Source organism: Limnohabitans sp. WS1 (assembly GCF_003063265.1).
GTDB lineage: Bacteria > Pseudomonadota > Gammaproteobacteria > Burkholderiales > Burkholderiaceae_C > Limnohabitans_A.
The window spans coordinates 26,951-45,861 of record NZ_NERU01000011.1; the positions used below are offsets into that span (position 1 = coordinate 26,951).

The 18,911-nt window shown below is 60.8% G+C and carries 18 protein-coding genes and 1 pseudogene; 10 read left to right on the top strand and 9 right to left on the bottom strand.

Annotated features, from left to right (window positions below):
• Positions 1-115: 115 nt before the first annotated feature.
• From B9Z48_RS13660 to B9Z48_RS13675, 4 genes and pseudogenes are all read left to right on the top strand, one after another.
• Positions 116-328, top strand: a pseudogene (locus B9Z48_RS13660) (type II toxin-antitoxin system RelE/ParE family toxin); the annotation flags it as partial.
• Positions 325-657 carry a helix-turn-helix domain-containing protein gene (locus B9Z48_RS13665; protein WP_089955166.1) on the top strand — a complete coding sequence of 111 codons (333 nt, stop codon included), beginning with the start codon at positions 325-327 and terminating at the stop codon, positions 655-657. The pseudogene B9Z48_RS13660 and the gene B9Z48_RS13665, both read left to right, overlap by 4 nt.
• A gap of 26 nt (positions 658-683) precedes the next feature.
• Positions 684-983 (top strand): BrnT family toxin, encoded by a 300-nt coding sequence (locus tag B9Z48_RS22015; RefSeq protein ID WP_089955163.1) that lies wholly within the window; start codon positions 684-686, stop codon positions 981-983.
• A complete protein-coding gene (locus tag B9Z48_RS13675; RefSeq protein ID WP_108379114.1) occupies positions 976-1,227 on the top strand; it encodes a BrnA antitoxin family protein in 252 nt (83 codons plus the stop codon). The genes B9Z48_RS22015 and B9Z48_RS13675 overlap by 8 nt, the downstream gene beginning before the upstream one ends.
• Before the next feature lie 744 nt (positions 1,228-1,971).
• On the opposite strand, the gene B9Z48_RS13680 is transcribed toward B9Z48_RS13675, so the two are convergent.
• The 5 genes from B9Z48_RS13680 to B9Z48_RS13700 form a co-directional block, all read right to left on the bottom strand.
• The gene (locus B9Z48_RS13680) at positions 1,972-2,805 is read right to left on the bottom strand and encodes a LytTR family DNA-binding domain-containing protein (RefSeq protein WP_108379116.1); all 834 of its coding nucleotides are present in this window, start codon (positions 2,803-2,805) and stop codon (positions 1,972-1,974) included.
• A 120-nt stretch (positions 2,806-2,925) separates the two neighbouring features.
• Entirely contained in the window at positions 2,926-4,059 is a 1,134-nt protein-coding gene (locus tag B9Z48_RS13685; RefSeq protein ID WP_233261128.1) for a sensor histidine kinase, read from the bottom strand.
• Positions 4,056-5,168, bottom strand: coding sequence for a prolyl oligopeptidase family serine peptidase (locus tag B9Z48_RS13690; protein ID WP_158273268.1), 1,113 nt, complete (start codon positions 5,166-5,168; stop codon positions 4,056-4,058). Before B9Z48_RS13690 ends, B9Z48_RS13685 begins: the two co-directional genes overlap by 4 nt.
• 120 nt (positions 5,169-5,288) lie before the next feature.
• The gene (locus B9Z48_RS13695) at positions 5,289-5,807 is read right to left on the bottom strand and encodes a DUF6622 family protein (protein ID WP_108379120.1); all 519 of its coding nucleotides are present in this window, start codon (positions 5,805-5,807) and stop codon (positions 5,289-5,291) included.
• Positions 5,808-5,829: 22 nt separating this feature from the next.
• Positions 5,830-6,255: a DUF2306 domain-containing protein gene (locus B9Z48_RS13700; RefSeq protein ID WP_233261129.1), complete on the bottom strand. Its 426-nt coding sequence runs from the start codon at positions 6,253-6,255 to the stop codon at positions 5,830-5,832.
• 206 nt (positions 6,256-6,461) lie between these two features.
• Between B9Z48_RS13700 and B9Z48_RS13705 the strand changes: the two genes are divergently transcribed.
• Positions 6,462-7,286 carry an undecaprenyl-diphosphate phosphatase gene (locus B9Z48_RS13705; protein ID WP_108379122.1) on the top strand — a complete coding sequence of 275 codons (825 nt, stop codon included), beginning with the start codon at positions 6,462-6,464 and terminating at the stop codon, positions 7,284-7,286.
• 48 nt (positions 7,287-7,334) lie between these two features.
• Here B9Z48_RS13705 and B9Z48_RS13710 read toward each other — a convergent pair whose 3' ends face one another.
• Positions 7,335-8,324, bottom strand: coding sequence for a 2-hydroxyacid dehydrogenase (locus B9Z48_RS13710; RefSeq protein WP_108379124.1), 990 nt, complete (start codon positions 8,322-8,324; stop codon positions 7,335-7,337).
• Between the two features lie 135 nt (positions 8,325-8,459).
• Here B9Z48_RS13710 and B9Z48_RS13715 point away from each other — a divergent pair, with 135 nt between their 5' ends.
• Positions 8,460-8,852 carry a hypothetical protein gene (locus B9Z48_RS13715; protein WP_089955137.1) on the top strand — a complete coding sequence of 131 codons (393 nt, stop codon included), beginning with the start codon at positions 8,460-8,462 and terminating at the stop codon, positions 8,850-8,852.
• A gap of 95 nt (positions 8,853-8,947) precedes the next feature.
• Here B9Z48_RS13715 and B9Z48_RS13720 read toward each other — a convergent pair whose 3' ends face one another.
• Positions 8,948-10,807 carry a DEAD/DEAH box helicase gene (locus tag B9Z48_RS13720; protein WP_108379126.1) on the bottom strand — a complete coding sequence of 620 codons (1,860 nt, stop codon included), beginning with the start codon at positions 10,805-10,807 and terminating at the stop codon, positions 8,948-8,950.
• Positions 10,808-11,245: 438 nt separating this feature from the next.
• On the opposite strand from B9Z48_RS13720, the gene B9Z48_RS13725 reads away from it, so the two are divergent.
• From B9Z48_RS13725 to ettA, 3 genes are all read left to right on the top strand, one after another.
• Complete coding sequence (locus B9Z48_RS13725) at positions 11,246-12,247, top strand: tripartite tricarboxylate transporter substrate binding protein (protein ID WP_108379128.1); 1,002 nt, start codon at positions 11,246-11,248, stop codon at positions 12,245-12,247.
• Positions 12,248-12,443: 196 nt separating this feature from the next.
• A complete protein-coding gene (locus tag B9Z48_RS13735; protein WP_199233526.1) occupies positions 12,444-13,616 on the top strand; it encodes a 3'-5' exonuclease in 1,173 nt (390 codons plus the stop codon).
• A 201-nt stretch (positions 13,617-13,817) separates the two neighbouring features.
• On the top strand, positions 13,818-15,479 hold the full coding sequence (gene ettA, locus B9Z48_RS13740; RefSeq protein WP_089955127.1) for an energy-dependent translational throttle protein EttA: 1,662 nt from the start codon (positions 13,818-13,820) through the stop codon (positions 15,477-15,479).
• A 669-nt stretch (positions 15,480-16,148) separates the two neighbouring features.
• Here the strand turns inward: ettA and B9Z48_RS13745 are convergent.
• Positions 16,149-16,346, bottom strand: coding sequence for a hypothetical protein (locus B9Z48_RS13745; protein WP_233261136.1), 198 nt, complete (start codon positions 16,344-16,346; stop codon positions 16,149-16,151).
• A 167-nt stretch (positions 16,347-16,513) separates the two neighbouring features.
• Here B9Z48_RS13745 and B9Z48_RS13750 point away from each other — a divergent pair, with 167 nt between their 5' ends.
• Entirely contained in the window at positions 16,514-17,233 is a 720-nt protein-coding gene (locus tag B9Z48_RS13750) for a pseudouridine synthase (protein WP_089955319.1), read from the top strand.
• Between the two features lie 854 nt (positions 17,234-18,087).
• Here the strand turns inward: B9Z48_RS13750 and B9Z48_RS13760 are convergent.
• On the bottom strand, positions 18,088-18,906 hold the full coding sequence (locus tag B9Z48_RS13760; protein ID WP_108379134.1) for an alpha/beta fold hydrolase: 819 nt from the start codon (positions 18,904-18,906) through the stop codon (positions 18,088-18,090).
• Between the last annotated feature and the right edge of the window lie 5 nt (positions 18,907-18,911).

The following is an 18,911-nucleotide window of genomic DNA, read 5'->3' on the forward strand; positions in this document are numbered from 1 at the left end:
CCCACCCCTGTGGGCGATTGGCGTGCCATGGCGATATGCGTGAAATCGCCCACAGGGGTGGGCTCCTACAAACAGGTGTGTATAAATTTTGATACACTGAGGAGGCTTTGATGATTGGAAACCTTTTGACGTGGTGGGTGCGGGCACAAAAGAGATTCGCATCAGCTTGAACGACGGTTGGTTTCGTGTGATGTATGTCGCTAAATTTCCGGAGGCAGTTTACGTGTTGCACTGCTTTAAGAAAAAGACAAGCACGACGAGCAAGCAAGACAAAGAGATTACTGCCGCACGCTATAAAGCGGTGGTTCAGGAACGGAGTAAAAAATGAAAAGCAATACCAAATCAATGCACAAAACACCCGTTGGCGGTAATGTATTTGCCGACTTGGGTTTTGATGCCCAAGAAGCAGCTTTGTTGAAAGCCGAGTCGAACCGTGTGATTTCGGAAAAGCTGGCCATTAAAGAATCGTTGATGAGCGAGCTGGCGGTGTGGATGAATGAGCAGCATTTAAAACAATCCGATGCCGCGCAAATTTTGGGTGTGACGCGTCCTCGCGTGTCAGATGTGATGAATAAGAAAACCGTGAAGTTTACGATTGACGCGTTGGTCGATATGCTGGCGCGAACTGGCAAGCGTGTGCAGTTGTCGGTTAGTTGAACAATTGACTCATCGAAATTTTTGGCATCAAAGCCAGCGTCCTCTTTGCCAATGAAGCCCGCTACCTTGTCGAATTTCGTTCGGTTTGCAGCAGATGTTTCAAAAAGCATGGGGTCAGTTTTGCGCACGCAGAGCAAGCTTTGCGCGACGAATATGGCTTGACGATGGATGATCCAGACGCTCAAGGTGAGCAGCGATTTTTGACTTTGGGTATGGATGCTTTAGGCCGTGTGCTCGTGGTGTGCCACACCCAACGCGATGAACGAAGGCGTTTGATTTCTGCTCGAAAAGCAAGTCCCAATGAGGCAAGGAATTACCATGCGTAAAGAATACGATTTCAAGGCGGCAAAGCGAGGCGCTGTGTTGCCTTCAACTGCCAAAACACGCATCACGATCATGCTGGACGATGACGTAAATGAGGCGTTTCGAGCCAAAGCCGAAGCCTCTGGTCGCGGCTATCAAACGTTGATCAACGATGGGCTGCGCAACGCCATCGACCCAGAGGCAGCCCCAGTTTCTCTTCGTGCCTTGCGCACCTTGCTTGACGAACGCTTTGCGCTAGCGGCTTAACGGAAGTCTTTGCACAAGCCCACCCCGTGGGCCATGGTTCCTAGGCAGGGCTCAAACCCAGACATTTTTTGTAGGAGCGACGCCCCCATCGCGATCATCCTCGCAGACTACCACCCATCGCCCCGAGGGCAGGGCTCCTACAAAATGCGGGGTTGCTAGTAGGAGCGACGCCCTCGTCGCGATCACCCTCGCAGACCACCAAGAATCGCCCCGAGGGCGGGGCTCCTACAAAATGCGGGGCTGCTAGTAGGAGCGATGCCCCCATCGCGATCACCCTCGCAGACCACCAAGAATCGCCCCGAGGGCGGGGCTCCTACAAAATGCGGGGCTGCTAGTAGGAGCGACGCCCTCGTCACGATCACCCTCGCAGACCACCAAGAATCGCCCCGAGGGCGGGGCTCCTACAAAATGCGGGGCTGCTTGTAGGAGCGACGCCCTCGTCGCGATCACCCTCGCAGACCACCAAGAATCGCCCCGAGGGCGGGGCTCCTACAAAATGCGGGGCTGCTAGTAGGAGCGACGCCCTCGTCGCGATCACCCTCGCAAACCACCAAGAATCGCCCCGAGGGCGGGGCTCCCACAAAATGCGGGGTTGCTAGTAGGAGCGACGCCCTCGTCGCGATCACCCTCGCAGACCACCAAGAATCGCCCCGAGGGCGGGGCTCCTACAAAATGCAGATTGCCTCCTGTTGGGGCAACGCCCTCGTCGCGATGAATCCCGGCAGGCTTTGCGTTTTGGCACGTTCACATGGCTTTGAACAAATGCGCGTACAGGCGGCTCACGGCCAGAGTGTCGCCATGGCCTTTGAGGCGCAGGCTCAAGCGGCCCGTGTCGTCGCGGGTGACGCTGTCGATGGCGCTGGCGCGCACCACAGAGCCCCGGTGGATTTGCCAGAACACTTGCGAGTCGAGCCGCTGCATGAGTTCTTTGAGCGGGGTGCGCAGCAACACTTCGCTGCCGTCCAGCGTGAACACGCGCACGTATTTGTCGGCGGCTTCGAGGCGCAGCACCTCTGCCACGGGCACCATGCGCAGTGCTTTGCCCACGCTCGCTTGCAGCAGTTGCAGCGGGGGCAAGGTGGCCTCGGGGTGCTGGGGGTGGTTGGTTTCGGTGCGCAAGTTAAGCAAGGCGCGCAGTTGGGCCAGCACCGGGTCTTGTTGCAGGTTGGGTGTGGGGGTGTGTTGGGCACGTTGCTGCAGGGCGTTTTGCAGCCGCGTCACGGTTTGCCGCAGTCGCTCGGCCCGCACGGGTTTGAGCACGTAGTCCACGGCCTGCGCCTCAAAGGCCTGGATGGCGTATTGGTCGTAGGCGGTCACAAACACCAGCAGCGGAAACGGCGTGCCGCTGGGCCATTCTTCGGCCAGTTCGGCGGCGGCTTCGAGCCCGCTTTGGCCAGGCATGCGGATGTCAAAAAACAGCACATCGGGGCGGTGTTGCAGCGCCAGCTGCACGGCGCTCAGGCCGTCGCCAGCGGTGGCTGCGATGTGGATGTCGGGCCACAAGGCGCGCAATTCGTTCACCAGGGTTTGCGCCAGCAGGGGTTCGTCTTCGGCGATCAGGGCGGTGTGGGTTTTCATGGCGCGGGTGTTTCTGAGGTTTTGTAGGTCGGTGGCTTCAGCCCCGACGTTGTTTGTTTTGGCGCAGGCTCATGTCGGGGCTGAAGCCGCCGACCTACGGGGAGAGCGTGGGCCAGCATTTCAGGATTTGGCGTGCGGGTTGTGCAAAGGCAATGTCAGCACCACGCAGGTGCCGCCCGTGGGCATGGGGCTGATGTGCATACCGGCGCGTGGGCCATACAAGGTTTGCAGGCGCTGGCGCACATGGCTCAGGCCCCAAGAGGGGCCGGTTTGTGCGCCGTCTGCCTGCAGCGGGCGTGCTGCATCGGCCAGCGCCAGTTCGCTGATGCCGCTGCCGTTGTCGCGCACCGTCAGCAGCAGTTGCGCACCCTCGGCGCGGGCCTGCACCTCGATGCGGCCGCCTCTGACCTGAGGCTCTAGCCCGTGGCGTATGGCGTTTTCCACCAGAGGCTGCAGGATGAAGCTCGGCACGGACGCTGTGGCCAATGCGGGCGGCAAGTCCAGCTCAAACGCCATGCGTGGCCCCATGCGGATCGCCATCAGGCTCAGGTAATCGCCCAGACGAGAGAACTCGTCGCCCAGCGCGTGCAGCGCTTGGTGCACGGGCAGTCGCGTGGCGTGCAGCGTGGTGCGCAAATAGTCGTTCAGGTGGTCGAGCATGGCATGGGCGCGTGCCGTGTCTTGCCCAATCAATGCCCGCAAATGCGCCAGGGTGTTGAACAGCATGTGTGGCTCCAGCTGCGACTGCAGCAGCATGAGCTGAGCCTGTGTCACCTCGTTGGCCAGCGATTCGGCTTTGCCGCGTTGGTGGAAAAACGCGACGAAGGCGGCGCTGAGGGCGAGGGCGCTGATCATCAGGCCCCAAAAGCGGTTGCGGTTGAAGTGCCACAACTCCCAAGTCGACTTGCCTGAATAAGCATCGCCCACCATCGTGCCCAAGACATAGCCCAGCGGAATGCCCACCAACAGCATGAGCGTGGCGGGCAGCGCAGGCGGCCAGTAGTAGGGCGCGGGTGAGCGCAGTAGGCGCTTGAAGGCAAAGCGCGGCACATCGGTCAGCAGCCAAATGAAAGTTGAGATGGCGTAGGCGTAAACCAGCGACACATCAAAGGCGCTGGGGTGTCCTTTGGCCACGTTGCCATTCCAGGTGGCCAAGCCGATCAGCAAAGCCACACCCCACACGATCAGCAAGCGTTGGAGCATGGGGCGACGGTGTTGGGGCGGTAGCCAGGCAAGCAGGGCGTTTGTGTTCATGGCTGAGACAGCTGTTGTTGAAAGAATACCGCGATCTGGTCGAAGGCTTTTTGGCGGTCTGCGACGGTGAATTCGGGCTTGGGCAAGCCGCCGCGCATTTGGGTGGCGGCCACGGTTTGGGCAATGCTGGCAGGCCAAGGTGAGAGCCAGTCGAAGTGGCCCGCTTGCGGGTGGTCTGACAGGGTGGTGCAGTTTGTGCAATGTTTCAGCACATGCTGGCTGTGAAAGCGGGGCAGCAGCACACCGTCATCGCCCGATGTGCTCAAGGCTACGGGTATGCGGATGCGTGCCAGGCTTTCGGGGGTTAAGATGGCCCCGACGGGCACCGCCAGGCTGACGGCGACCACACGCGGGTCGGGGCGCGGGTCTGCGGATGCGCTGGGGCTTGCACCGCCGTGCAGGGTTTTGAAGCGGGTGGGCGCAGTGGTTTCGGTCAGCATGCGGCCCATGGCAAATTGGCTCTTGCGCAGCAGTTGCACGCTCGGTTGTGTGGCCAGGCCATTGAGGCAAAAGCCGATGTCCTCGTCCAGGTTCTGCGCACAGTGCTGGATCAAATTCAACATGCGCCACTGCGCCCCGGCCAGCACCAGGCCAGTCACACCGCCTGCCGACATGCCGTGCACGCCCACGCGGCGGGTGTCCACCAGCGCGGCCAGTGCCGGGTCACGCGCCACGGCGTCAATGGTCTCGCTCACGTCTTGCGGGCGGGTTTTCCAGCTCTCGGGGCCTGCTTTGCTGAAGTCTTGCCAGTTATCGCCCCGGTGCTCGGGCTGGGCCACCACAAAACCGGCGCGGGCCAAGGTGGCGGCCAGCGTGTGTTCGGGCAGGGCGCTGCCTGCGGTGCCGTGCGACAAGACAATCAGCGCCCGTTTGCCCGATGCCGCTGTTGAATCTGCTGGCAAAGGCGCAGCGTTGCTGGCGATGGGGACGGTGAATGCGCCGTAAGTGACGTCTTGAGCCACCGCCGCAGTGGGGTAAACCAAGGTGATGGTCATGCCGTTCGACTGGATTTGGCGCATGCCCACAGAAGTGACTTGGGCCTGGCTGGCGCTGGCTGAAAGCAAGGTGAAAGCGCAAGCCAGGCGGGTGAGGGTGTTCAAGAGGGGCATGGGGTTTCTTTCAAGGGGATGGATTTCGGCAGGACGATGGCCTTCCTTTGTAGGTCGGAGCTTCAGTTCCGACAGTGCTGGCTTCGGCCAAGGTTTCATGTCGGGGCTGAAGCCGCCGACCTACGGGGACAAAGGGACACGCGGGTCCTGGCGTGTGGATAGTTTCAGCAAACGCAACGCCCGGCCATTGAGCACCCCCGAAAACAAGCCATACACGGCGCTGATGCCGATGGCTGCGTTCAGGCTGTGAATGTGCTCTGGTGCGGTGGCTGTCAGCATGCCCACCCCAAACTTGCAGGCAAAAATCGCCATGAACAAGGCCAGGGGCAGCCAGCTTCCGGGCACAGTGAAGCGGCGTGTGTCTGCGTTGTAGCTTGCGCCAGCCGGGGCAGCACCCCGGCCCAAGGCCCAAGCCACGAGTGCACAGCTGGCGGCCCAGCTGAACAGGCCCAGTGCCAACCAAGGCGTAGGCTGCCACTGCTGGACCACCCCTACCAGCGTGAACACCGTCAGCGCGATGTTGACGCCCAAAAGCCGACGCTTGAGCATTTGCCGTGTGCGGGTTTGCAGCCAACCCAAAGCGATCAGGCCGATCAACAGTGCGAAGACCCAGACGGGGATGTGTTGAAGTGTTTGCATGGTGTTGTGCTTTCTTGAGGTTTCAAATCCAACCCAGCCACTGGCCCCAAACCAGTTGGCCCAAATAACGCCCAGGCAGCAGGGTGAACATGCCTGTGACGATGCAGGCCCAGAAATACAGCCATTGCATGGTTTTGCGGTGGCCGGTGATGTTGCCCGCCGCCAAATACCGGAAGGCCCGGAACAAGCTGAACAGGGTCAGCGGAATGAGCCAATGGATGGGCGTGTAGCCCCAGAGGTTGGGCAGCCGGAAGTCGCGGATGAACAAGCCCGTGAGCGCGGCCCCCAGCATGCAAGTGACCCAGGCGTAGCCCAGGGCGCGGTGCAGTTGGGGGCGAAGGGTTGCGCCCATGCGGGCCCAGAGGACCCAGGGGCCGATGGCGACGGCGCTGAGCGCCAGGCTCAGGTGGACGGCGATGATGGGCGTCAGGGATGAGGGCAGTGGCACGTTTTTACTCCTGAATTTTTACTTGTGCCTGCACTGTGGCGCGTCAATGGCCCGATTGCCATGCGTTTGCGACAGCTGGCAGTTCACGCGGCGCGAGATGCCATGGGCGGGTGTGAATGGCGCACGCCAATGGGCGTTTGCATCGAATTTATGGAGGACGTCATGCCCAAGCAACGATAATCCCCCCAGTTTTCCGAGGAGCGTTTGTGGATCTGATCTTGTTGCTGAAAGCCGCCGTGATGGGCGTGGTCGAGGGTTTGACCGAGTTCTTGCCGATCTCGTCCACCGGGCATTTGATTTTGGCCGGGGCTTTGCTGGGCTTTGACGATGACAAGGCCAAGGTGTTTGACATCGCCATCCAGACGGGCGCGATTTTGGCGGTGATCATTGTTTACTGGCAAAAAATCAGCACCACAGTGCGTGCCCTGCCGCGCAGCGCCGATGCCCAGCGTTTTGCCTTGAATGTGTTCATCGCCTTTGTGCCAGCCGTGATTTTGGGCTTGTTGTTTGGCAAGGCCATCAAGGCGAACCTGTTCACGCCCGAGGTGGTGGCGACCAGTTTCATCATTGGCGGCTTCATCATTTTGTGGGCCGAGCGCAGACAGGCTCGCGCCGTACATATTGCCGAGGTCGAAGACATGCGCTGGCAAGACGCACTCAAGGTGGGCCTGGTGCAGTGCCTGGCCATGATTCCGGGCACCAGTCGCAGCGGCGCGACCATCATCGGCGGCATGTTGCTCGGCATGTCGCGCAAGGCGGCGACCGATTTCTCTTTTTATCTGGCCATTCCCACGCTGATCGGCGCTGGGGCTTACAGCCTGTACAAAGACCGTGCTTTGCTGAGCATGGCCGACGCGCCGATGTTTGCGGTGGGCCTGGTGTTTTCGTTTTTGAGCGCCTGGGTGTGTGTGCGTTGGCTGCTCAAGTTCATCTCGACCAACAGCTTTGAGGTGTTTGCCTGGTACCGGATCGTGTTCGGTCTGGTGGTGCTGGGCACCAGCTACTTTGGACTGGTGAGCTGGGCCGCTTGAGTCCTTTGAGGCCTTGGTGCGGGCGCTTGTCTTGGTGGATGCGCTGGTTCAGGTAGGGCCGTGCAGCACATGGATCAAGGGCTCTCCCCGGCTCAATCGCCCAATGTTGTCGGCCAAGGTGTTTTGGCGGCGGCGCACGGTGCCCTCTGTCCAACCCGACATGTGGGGCGTCATTTGCACATTGTCCAGCGCCGCAAAGTCAAATTGGGACGGGGCGCATTCGCTTTGTGTGGGTGTGGGGTATTGGTACCAAGTGTCGATCACTGCGCCACCAATTTGCCGCGAGACCAAGGCGTTGTACAGGGCTTGTTCATCGATCACCGCGCCGCGACCGACGTTGATCAAGCAACTATTTGATCGCATGGCCGACAGGGCTTGTGCGTCCACCAAGCCCCGTGTGGTGTCGGTGAGCGGCAAGCTGACCACCACGGCGTCGGCACTGGCCAGAAAGTCTTGCAGGCCGTCCAGCGTCCAGCTTTGGTCGACATGCGCATGGCGGATGGGACTGCGGTTGGCCACATGCACACGCATGCCAAAGGCCTTGGCGCGGTGGGCAATGGCTTGGGCAATGTGCCCAAACCCCAACAAACCCAAGGTTTGCGCCCCCATCTCGGTGCGCAGGGCGTCAGGGCGACCGGCCCAATAGGTCCAGCGTTGCTGGCGCAGGTCTTGGTCCGCTTGAGCCAAAGGCACATGACGCATGAGCAAGGCGGCCATGACGTATTCGGCGATGGCGTTCTCGTGGCCAAAACAATTGCACAAGCTGCATTGAGCGGGCAGCAAGGCGGTGTTGATCGCGTCGGTGCCTGCGGCCGGGGCATGGAACAGGCGTGCCTTGTGCGGCACGGGCATCTGACTGTGCAATTGGATGCCGATGACCACATCCGCGTTTTCGTACTGGGCCCGTTCGCCTGGCTGATCGAGTGCGTCACTCAGGTCTGCAATGGTGTGTTCAGGGCCAATGAGTGATTCAAAGCCCGGCCGAAAATTGGCGGCGTTTTGACCGTGAAAAACGATTTTCAAGGGTTGGGGGTTCATGGCGTTTTTGGGGGGGTGTGATGAGGTTGAGTGGTTTTGAACTATGCCAGACACCCCCAAGTTCCAAGCTAGGTGCGTGTTGCGGGTGCGACCCGTCAGCGACAATGGGGCCTTGTTTTTGTGAGGCTCTTGGCCATGACCCAGTTGAAAAAAGTTGTTTTGTTCACCGATACCGATGGTCGCGCACGTTTTCGTGACGAATGGGTTCCTTTGACTGAAGGCACGCCGCAAAGCCGTTTGTCAGCCTTGATGGCCGCGAGTGCTTGTCAGTTGCGGCAAAGTCCTGTGGGCTTTCGCAGCAGCTTTCATTGCACGGGCAGCCCGCAGTGGTTGTTTGTTTTGGGCGGTCAGATGGAAATCTTTTTGCAAGATGGCACTTCGCGTGTCTTTGGCCCGGGCGAGTTTTTCTATTCGGCCGATACCTTGCCCGAGGGTGCGATTTTTGACGCCACGGTGCACGGCCATTGGAGCCGCCAAGTGGGGGCGGACCCCTTGGTGACATTGTTTGTGCGAGACGGTGCGCTTTGAGGCGATAGCGCGTCTGGCGTGCTGGGGAGCATGAGCCCCAGGCAAAAAAAGAGCCTGCATCAGCAGGCTCTTGGAGGGACTTGAAAAACGCTGGATCAGCGGCCAAAGCCACCGCGATTGCCGCCGCCACCGCCGCCGCCGCCAAAACCACGGCCGCCACCATTGCCGCCGCCGTAACCCCCACCACCACCGCCGCCGCCATGGCGTCGACCACTGCTGGCCAGGCTGTCAATGCTGGTGCGTGTGGGGTCAGGCTGGCCGCTGGTGCGAACCGGCTTGCGGTTGGGCAAGTCCAGGCGTGCAAACTGCGTTGTTTTCAGGGGATCAATGTGACGTGGCAACTCGTCATCGTGGTTGCGACGGTCTTGACCGCCACCTTGTGGGCCACGGTTGGGGCCACGGCCTTCTGGGCGCGGGCCACGCGGAGCGGGACGGCCTTGGCCATCGCCCCGGTTGTCAAAGCGCGGGTCGCTGCGTTGATCTTGGCCGCGACCGCCGTCACGGTTCATGCCTTCGCGGCGACCGTCGCCTTGGCCTTCAAAGCGCGGTGCGCCTTGTGGGGCGGTGCGGCGTGAGGGTGCGGGGCCATTGCGCGGTGCGCGTGCAGGGCCTTGGCCTTCGCCACGGGCCTGACGCGGACCGCCACCACCACCACCACCACCCACAGCCACTTTGTTGTCACGGATGCGTTGCATCATGTCCTGGCGTGCGGCCTTGGCGGCTGCAGCCATCACATCGCGGCTTGGGGGCTTGCCTGCGCCGCCCCACAAAGTCTGGCGACCCATGGCAATGGGCTCGGCCACTTCGCCTGGCTCGGGGCCAAAGCCTTCGAGCAACTGGACTGGAATCTCTTGCTTGGTGAAGCGCTCGATGTCCATCATGAAGCCTTCTTCGTCCAAGCAGACCAGGCTCACGGCCTCGCCGCTGGCACCCGCGCGGCCAGTGCGGCCAATGCGGTGCACGTAGTCTTCGGACACGTTCGGGATCTCAAAGTTCACAACGTGTGGCAAGTCTTCGATGTCGATGCCGCGTGCTGCAATGTCGGTGGCCACCAAAGCGCGGATCTCGCCACTCTTGAAACCGGCCAGCGCTTGTGTGCGGGCGGTCTGGCTCTTGTTGCCGTGCAGGGCCATGGACTTGACGCCATTTTTGGTCAGGAAGTCGGCCACATTGTTCGCGCCAAACTTGGTGCGGGTGAACACCAGCACCTGGCTCCAGTCGTGCTTTTGGATGATGTGCAGCAGCACGTCTTTTTTCTTGCTGCGGCCCACAGGGTGGATCACCTGCGTGATGCGCTGCACCGTGGTGTTGCTGGGCGTGACTTGAATGCTTTGCGGGTTCTTGAGCAGGTTGCCCGCCAGTTCGCGAATTTCGTCGCTGAAGGTGGCCGAGAACAGCAGGCTTTGCTTTTCTTTGGGCACCAGGGCCAGCACTTTTTTCACGTCATGGATGAAGCCCATGTCCAGCATGCGGTCGGCTTCGTCAAGCACCAAAATTTCGATGCTGGACAAGTCCAGGAAGCCCTGGCCTTGCAGGTCGAGCAAACGGCCGGGTGTGGCCACCAGAATGTCCACGCCTTTTTTGACCTTGCTGATTTGCGGGTTCATGCCCACACCACCAAAGATCACGGTGGAGTCGAGCTGCAGGTATTTGCCGTAGTCGCGCACCGACTCTTCGACTTGGGCGGCCAATTCGCGGGTGGGGGTGAGTACCAAAGCGCGAATGGCTTTGCCGCCAAAGCGGTTTTTGCCGGGCTCACTCAGGCTCAGCTTGTGCAGCAAAGGCAAGGTGAAAGCGGCAGTTTTGCCGGTGCCGGTTTGTGCACCGGCCAACAAGTCTTGTCCGGCCAGAACGGCAGGAATGGCTTGGGCCTGAATGGGGGTGGGGGTTTCGTAGCCGAGCTCACGCACCGCTTGCATGATGGCCGGGGCCAGGTTCAATTCTTCAAAGTTCATTTTTACAGAGCGCCATGTCCGGCGCAGGCATCGGCTCATTCAACTGCTGTTGGCAGTGTCCAGTGTTGGCCGATAAGTCTTAAGGTGGGCATGGAAACCACAGGCGCTTGTTTTGAGCGTTGCCTGGGTCAGGCCCCAGCAGGAGTGCTGATGTTGCAGCAACTGGAGGCCGCAACGAGCGCGATTGTCGCACAAGTTGTGCAAGTCGCTTCCTCGCATGTTTTTGTGGGAGCGACGCCCCCGTCGCGATGGGGCCTTGCAGACCCACAACCACCGCCTCGATGGCAGGGTGCCCTCATGGAGCACCGCCCTGATCCCTCTGCCCACAACAAGCGTCTGACGTTATTTTGGGGGGGCATGGGTTTAAACCCCAATTCAATGAATGCGCTGTGCCCCCTAGACTGAAAGGCATATTTTTATCTTTGCAAGCACCACACCATGAAGTCCACACACCCACGTCGTACCTTTGTACAAGCTTCGGCACTGGCCGCAGCGGCCTTGTGCGCCTGCAGCACCTTGACCCCCGTTTGGGCCCAAGCTGCCAAATGGCCCGCCAAGCCCATCAAGATCGTGGTGGCCTTTCCGCCCGGCGGCCTCACCGATGCCTATGCCCGCAATTACGGCGAATACCTCTCGGGCAAGCTGGGGGTGCCAGTGGTCATTGAAAACAAACCCGGTGCTGGGGCCATCATTGGCATTGACGCAGTGGCCAAGTCGCCTGCCGATGGTTACACCTTTGGCATGAGCACCTCGGGCACCTACTGGCAAAACCGCATCCTTTATTCCAAGCTGCCCTATAACCTGGACAAAGACCTCACGCCCGTGACCGTGTTTCCGTCCGGCCCACTGGTCGTGGGCATCAACGACAAGATCCCGGCCAAAAACATGGCCGAGTTCGTGGCTTGGGCCAAAAAGAACCCGACCTCCATGGGCACGTATGCACCGGGTTCTTACCCCCATATGGTGGCCGACCAGACCAACCGCCAGCAGGGCACCAGCATCCAGTCGGTGCACTACCGGGGCGAAGCGCCCATGTGGCTCGATGTGGCTTCGGGTCAGTTGCAAATCGCCGTGGGCAGTTTTCAGGCTTACAACACCGTGTCCACCCGGGGTGTGCGTGCCATTGGCGTGACCGGCAGCTACCGCTCGCCCAAATTGCCCGTTGTGCCCACCCTGACCGAGCAAGGCAACACCGAAAAACTCGTCACCCTTGAAGGCGGCTTGCCTTTGGTGGCCCCCGCCGGCACACCTGAAGCCATCCTCAAACGCATGGCCGACGAAGCCGTGGCGTGGTCCAACACCGACAAGGCCGCCAAACTGCGCGAAACCTTTGCCATTCCCAACAAGCCCAAAAACCTGGCCGACACGCGCAAGGACTGGGAAGGCGAGGTGCCCGTGTGGATCAAGCTGGCGGTGGATTTGGGGATCAAGCTGGATTGAATCCAGGTGCTGCAAGCGCCCAACCTTCACTGCGGGCATCACCGCACTTTGCCCGACCAACAGCGACAACTTGCCCGCCCCGGCGGTGATTGCGCAGTCAATCGTGGAAGACCCGCAAGCCGCGCTGGAGCAATTCAAGCGGATTGTGGGTGACTTGGGGGCTGAAGTGGCCGAAGTCGCGGTTTAATCTCGCCCTATGAACAAAAGCGACCAGATGAGTTTTTTCGGTTTTGAGCCGGGCGGGGTGGACAAGCCCAAAAAGCCAGGGCGTCCCCGCCTGGCTCAGGCTCCAAGTCGGCCCCGTGCGGTTGTTCCGACAGGGCCTGTGACCGACGCGCCTGCTTTGCTGGATCTGCCGCCAGCGGATGCACCCGCTGTGGCTGGCCATGACACTCCAACCGTGTCCCCCGCGTCGGTGCAAGGGGTGCAGGCGGCCTTGCAAGCCCCGACCCAAGCCCTCAGTGTGATGTCCGACCACGAAGCCATGGCCCAGGCCCTGGCACAACACCCCGACTTTCGCGTCTTGCGCCGTCTGGTGCCTTGTGCCGACTATGGCGGTTTGCACGGCCAGGCCACGCAGCGGGTGATCGTGCTGGACACCGAAACCACCGGGCTGGACAGCAAGGGTGAAAAAATCATCGAACTGGCCATGTTGTCGGTTCTGATGGATGTGGCCACCGGTCTGCCGGTGGGGCCTGTCACGGTTTACGAGTCGTTTGAAGACCCGGGCAAGCCGATTCCGCCTGCCATTCAGGACATCACGGGCATTGACGACACCATGGTCAAGGGGTGGCGCATTGACGATGCGGCCGTGGGGGCGATGGTCGAGCAAGCCGACCTGATCGTGGCGCACAACGCTGGTTTTGACCGGCCTTTTGTCGAGGCTCGCTTTCCGGTGTTTGCCCGCAAAGCCTGGGCTTGCTCTTTTTTGGGCATTGACTGGAAAAAAGAGGGCAGCGGCTCGGCCAAGCTGGAGTTTTTGGCGGCTGAGCGCGGCTGGTTTTACGACGCACACCGGGCGCAGGTCGATTGCCATGCCTTGCTTCTGGTGCTGGCCTCGCCCTTGGGGGATGGTTTGACTGGTTTGTCGCGCCTTTTGGCGGGGGCCAGGCAGACGCGTTACAAGTTGCGGGCCACGGGTGCCCCGTTTGAGGCCAAGGACAAGCTCAAGGCACGGGGTTACCGCTGGGACGGTGAAGGCCGGGTCTGGTGGTGCAGTGTGGGTTCAGACGCCTTGTTGGATGCCGAATGTGACTGGCTGCGCGACGAGGTGTATGGCCGCCGCAGTGCCCGGGTGATGCTGGAGGCCTTGGACAGCTTGGTGCAGTTTTCCAGCCGTCCGGGCTTGCAGACCGAACGCCAGTTGTAGGGTCCGCGCCCTCCGGGCGAATGCTTGTGGTCTGCGAGTGGTCTATCGCGACGAGGGCGTCGCTCCCACAGGGGCAGCCTCCAACAAGGGCAGCCGTCTACAGGTAGAGTCTTCCAATGGGATTGCCTCATCTGTTTGATGCGCCGTTATGGCAAGCTGGGATAATGTGCGGTTGTTGGTAATTTTTTCAGGCGGGTATACATGGCTCAATACGTATTTTCGATGAACCGGGTTGGCAAGATCGTGCCGCCCAAGCGTCACATTCTCAAAGACATTTCGCTGTCTTTCTTTCCCGGTGCCAAGATTGGCGTGTTGGGCACCAACGGCTCGGGCAAGTCCACTTTGCTCAAGATCATGGCGGGCATTGACAAAGAAATCGAAGGCGAAGCCATCCCCATGGCGGGCCTGAAGATTGGGTATTTGCCGCAAGAGCCGGTGATGGACCCTGAGCAGACCGTGCGTGAAGCCGTCGAAAGCGGCATGGGCGAAGTCAAGGCTGCGCAAGCCCGCCTGGAAGAGGTGTATGCCGCTTACGCCGAAGAAGACGCCGACTTTGACGCCCTGGCCGCTGAGCAGGCCAAGCTTGAAGCCATCATCTCCACCGCCGGCGATGCGTCTGAGCACCAACTCGAAATTGCCGCCGATGCCCTGCGCCTGCCCGCTTGGGACGCCATCATTGGCAAACTCTCTGGCGGTGAAAAACGCCGTGTGGCCTTGTGCCGTTTGTTGCTGTCGCGCCCCGACATGTTGTTGCTTGACGAGCCCACCAACCACTTGGATGCCGAATCGGTCGATTGGCTCGAGCTGTTCTTGCAGCGTTTTTCGGGCACCGTGGTGGCCATCACCCACGACCGTTATTTCCTGGACAACGCCGCAGAGTGGATTTTGGAACTTGACCGGGGCTCCGGCATTCCCTACAAAGGCAATTACTCCAGCTGGCTGGAGCAAAAAGACGCCCGTTTGGCCACCGAGCAGCGCACCGAAGACGCTCGCTCCAAGGCCATGAAGAAAGAATTGGAGTGGGCACGTTCCAACCCTAAAGGCCGCCAAGCCAAGAGCAAGGCGCGTTTGGCCCGCTTCGAAGAGTTGTCAGACCACGACTACCAAAAGCGCAACGAGACGCAGGAAATTTTCATTCCCGTGGCCGAGCGTTTGGGCAATGAGGTGTTCGAGTTCAAAAACGTCAGCAAGTCTTTTGGTGACCGTTTGTTGATCGACAACCTGAGTTTTCAGGTGCCTGCGGGCGCGATTGTCGGCATCATTGGCCCCAACGGTGCCGGTAAGTCGACTTTGTTCAAGTTGATCGCCGGCAAAGAGCAGCCAGACAGTGGCGAGGTCAAGATCGGCCAGACCGTGCGCATGGCCTTTGTGGACCAAAACCGTGATGACCTGAACAACGACAAAACCGTGTGGGAAGACGTCTCGGGGGGCTTGGACATCTTGAACGTGGGCAAGTTCCAGATGGCCAGCCGCGCGTATTGCGGTCGCTTCAACTTCAACGGGGGCGACCAGCAAAAGAAGGTTGGCATGTTGTCGGGGGGTGAGCGCGGTCGTTTGCACCTGGCCAAAACCCTGATTGCAGGCGGCAACGTCTTGTTGCTGGACGAGCCATCAAACGACTTGGATGTGGAAACCTTGCGGGCCCTGGAAGATGCGCTGCTGGAGTTTGCGGGCTCCATCATGGTCATCAGCCACGACCGCTGGTTCCTGGACCGCATTGCCACACACATTTTGGCCGCCGAAGGCGACAGCCAGTGGGTGTTCTTTGACGGCAACTACCAAGAGTACGAAGCCGACAAGAAGCGCCGTCTGGGCGAAGAAGGTGCCAAACCCAAGCGCGTGCGCTTCAAGGCTTTGAAGTAATTACAGCTTGCACCACCACAACGGGCCCTTCGGGGCCCGTTGTCGTTAGGGGGTGGTCTGCAAGGCTTGATCGCGGCGAGGGCGCCGCTCCCACAAAGAAAGCCTGCACCTTTGCAGGAGCCCCGCACAAGGGACTGCCTGCCTTTGTAGGAGCCCCGCCCCCGGGGCGATGGGGCGGTGGTCTGTATGGCTCTATCGCGGCGAGGGCGCCGCCCCTGCAAGGAAAGCCTGCACCTTTGCAGGAGCCCCGCACAAGGGACTGCCTGCCTTTGTAGGAGCCCCGCCCTCGGGGCGATGGGGTGGTGGTCTGTATGGCTCTATCGCGGCGAGGGCGCCGCTCCTGCAAGGAAAGCCTGCACCTTTGCAGGAGCCCCGCACAAGGGACTGCCTGCCTTTGTAGGAGCCCCGCCCCCGGGGCGATGGGGTGGTGGTCTGCAAGGCTCGATCGCGGCGAGGGCGCCGCTCCTGCAAGGAAAGCTTGCACGTTGCAGGGGCCCCGCACAAGGAACTGCCTGCCTTTGTAGGAGCCCTGCCCCCGGGGCGATGGGGTGGTGGTCTGCTTGGATCTATCGCGGCCAGGCCACTGCGCTCAAAAAAGCATTGACGCCAACATCGTGAGGCCGGATCTACAAGTCATGCGCTTCACAGCGGAAGCTGCCAGCCAACCGGCTACAGGCTGGACAGCCGCACTCGAGCCTTGTCTGCCCACAGTTGCAGGTTGTCGAGCAAGTCTTTTTGGCTGAACGAGCAGCTTTCGCCGCTGAACAAGGCGCTGGACTCGATGCGGTCCAGCAAATTGCCCAAAACAAGGCCAAACTTTTCCGGCAATGGCAGGCTGGCCGCATCGCTGCGCCACTGGCGGATCATGTCGGTTTGCGGCAAACCGCCTTGTTGGCAGGCTGCCAGCGTGTCGGTCATGCGGGTCAGGGTGTCCAGGGCGGCGTTCATGGGCAAAGGTCTCCGGCAAGGTGGGGTTTCAGGGGGTGAATTCGCGGCGACAATCATGCCCCATGAAAGCCAAATCTCTCAAACCCATGCGCCTGGAAGACATTTTGTACAGCCAGGGTTTTGGCACCCGCCGGGTGTGTGCCGGTCTCGTGCAGCAAGGTTACGTGCAAGTCAACGGTGAACCTGCCACCGATTCGGGCGAATTTTTTGACCTGCAGGGTCTGCATTTCAAAGTGCAAGGCACCGATTGGCCATTCAAAGAGCACGCTTATGTGCTGCTGAACAAGCCCTCTGGAACCGAGTGTTCGCAAAAACCTTCGACTTGGCCGAGCATTTACACCTTGTTGCCCGCACCACTGCGGCAGCGTCCGCAAAAGGCCGCCGTGCAGGGCGTGCAGGCGGTGGGCCGACTGGACCAGGACACGACGGGTTTGTTGTTGTTGACCGATGACGGCCAGTTTATTCACAAGATGAGCTCTCCCAAGCACCATGTGCCCAAGGTGTACGAGGTGACCACCAAGCACCCGATCACGCCCGAGATGGTGAACAAGCTCTTGTCTGGCGTGGTGCTCGACGATGACCCCAAGCCGGTCAAAGCCGCCGCCTGCGAGGCTGTGGGCGAATTGCACATGAAGCTGACCCTGACCGAGGGCAAATACCACCAGGTCAAACGCATGTTGGCCGCAGTGGGCAACCGGGTTGAGGGCTTGCACCGTTCGCAAATCGGCGGCTTGGTGCTGGCCGATCTGGCCCCAGGTCAATGGCGTTGGTTGACAAACGAAGACCTGGCCTTGCTCAAGCCCTGAGCCGGCTGTCCAGGGTTGACACGGTTTCTAAGTCGGCGCTTGACCCAAGCCAAATGCTGCCATCTTTGTGGGCGCTCCGCAGCCTGGGCGATGTGTTTTTATAGAAGCCCCGCCCCCAAGGCGATGGGGGGTGGTCTGCAGGGCATGATCGCGACGAGGGCGTCGCGCCTACGGGGGGAAGTCCTGCATTTTGTGGGAGCCCGGCACAAGGAGCAGCTTGCCTTTGTAGGAGCCCCGCCCCCGGGGCGATGGCTTGTGGTCTGCAAGGCATATCGCGACGAGGGCGTCGCTCCTACGGGGGAAGGCCTGCATTTGTGGGAGCCTGGCACAAGGAACGGCTTGCATTTGTGGGAGCCCCGCCCTCGGGGCGATGGGCTGTGGTCTGCAAGGCTTATCGCGACGAGGGCGTCGCTCCCACAGGGGACAGCCCTGCATTTTGTAGGAGCCCCGCCCCCGGGGCGATGGGGGGTGGTCTGCAGGGCTTGATCGCGACGAGGGCGTCGCTCCTACAAGGGACATTGCCCTGCAATTTGTGGGAGCCCCGCCCCCGGGGCGATGGCTTGTGGTCTGCAAGGCTTATCGCGACGAGGGCGTCGCTCCTACAAGGGACATTGCCCTGCATTTTGTAGGAGCCCCGCCCCCGGGGCGATGGGGGGTGGTCTGCAAGGCTTGATCGCGACGAGGGCATCGCTCCTACGGGGGAAGGCCTGCATTTTGTGGGAGCCCGGCACAAGGAGCGGCTTGCCTTTGTAGGAGCCCCGCCCCCGGGGCGATGGGGTGTGGTCTGCAAGGCTTGATCGCGACGAGGGCGTCGCTCACAAAAAAAGCGTCGATGCAAACCGCATTCGGCTGGATCAATAAAGATGACCCACAAACTTTTGCACGGCTTGCGCAACAGCCTCGGGCTGGTCTCGGTGGGGTGAGTGTCCGCAATCGGGCAGTTTGAGCCGCTGTGCATGTGGCACAGCGAGGGCGATGTCGTCGATCTGGGCCATGGTGCCATAGGGGTCGTTTTCGCCTTGAATGGCCAGCAAGGGAGCGGTGATGCCCTGCAGTTCGGGGCGGATGTCAAACGCGCGAAAAGCATCGCTCAGCCAGACATCGTTCCATTGCCAGAAGGCGCAGTCCACATCGGCATGAAAAGGGGACAGTCGCTGGTGCAGGGGGCCGTTTTCGTAGGCATCACGGGCGGCCGTGATGGCCTGCAGTGAGATGGTTTCGACCATCACATGTGGGGCCATGACGATGCAGCCTGCCACGGGGTGATGGCTGGCGTGGATCAGTGCAATGGTGCCGCCGTCAGAATGGCCCAGCAGCACAGGCCGCTCCATGCCCAGGGCCGTCAGCAAAGCTGGCAACACTTCGAGGGCTTCGTGGTGCATGTAATCAGGGCTTAAACGGCCATGCCTGCGCCCTCCGGTTTGCCCAGCCGGACCGCGCACATCGGCCACCGGATCGGACTGGCCATAGCCTTGACGCGAATAAACCAGACCCGCGCAGCCAAGCTGTTGGCACAAGCGTGTGGGCCAGTCGCGCCACATGGCGATGCTGCCCAAACCCTCGTGCAGGAAAACCAAGGTGGGACCGGGGCTTTGTTGTGCCTGGGTGTGAAGGGTCTGGAATTCAAGATTCACACCTTGAATGCTTATTTTTGAGAGGGGTTTGATTTGCATCGAAG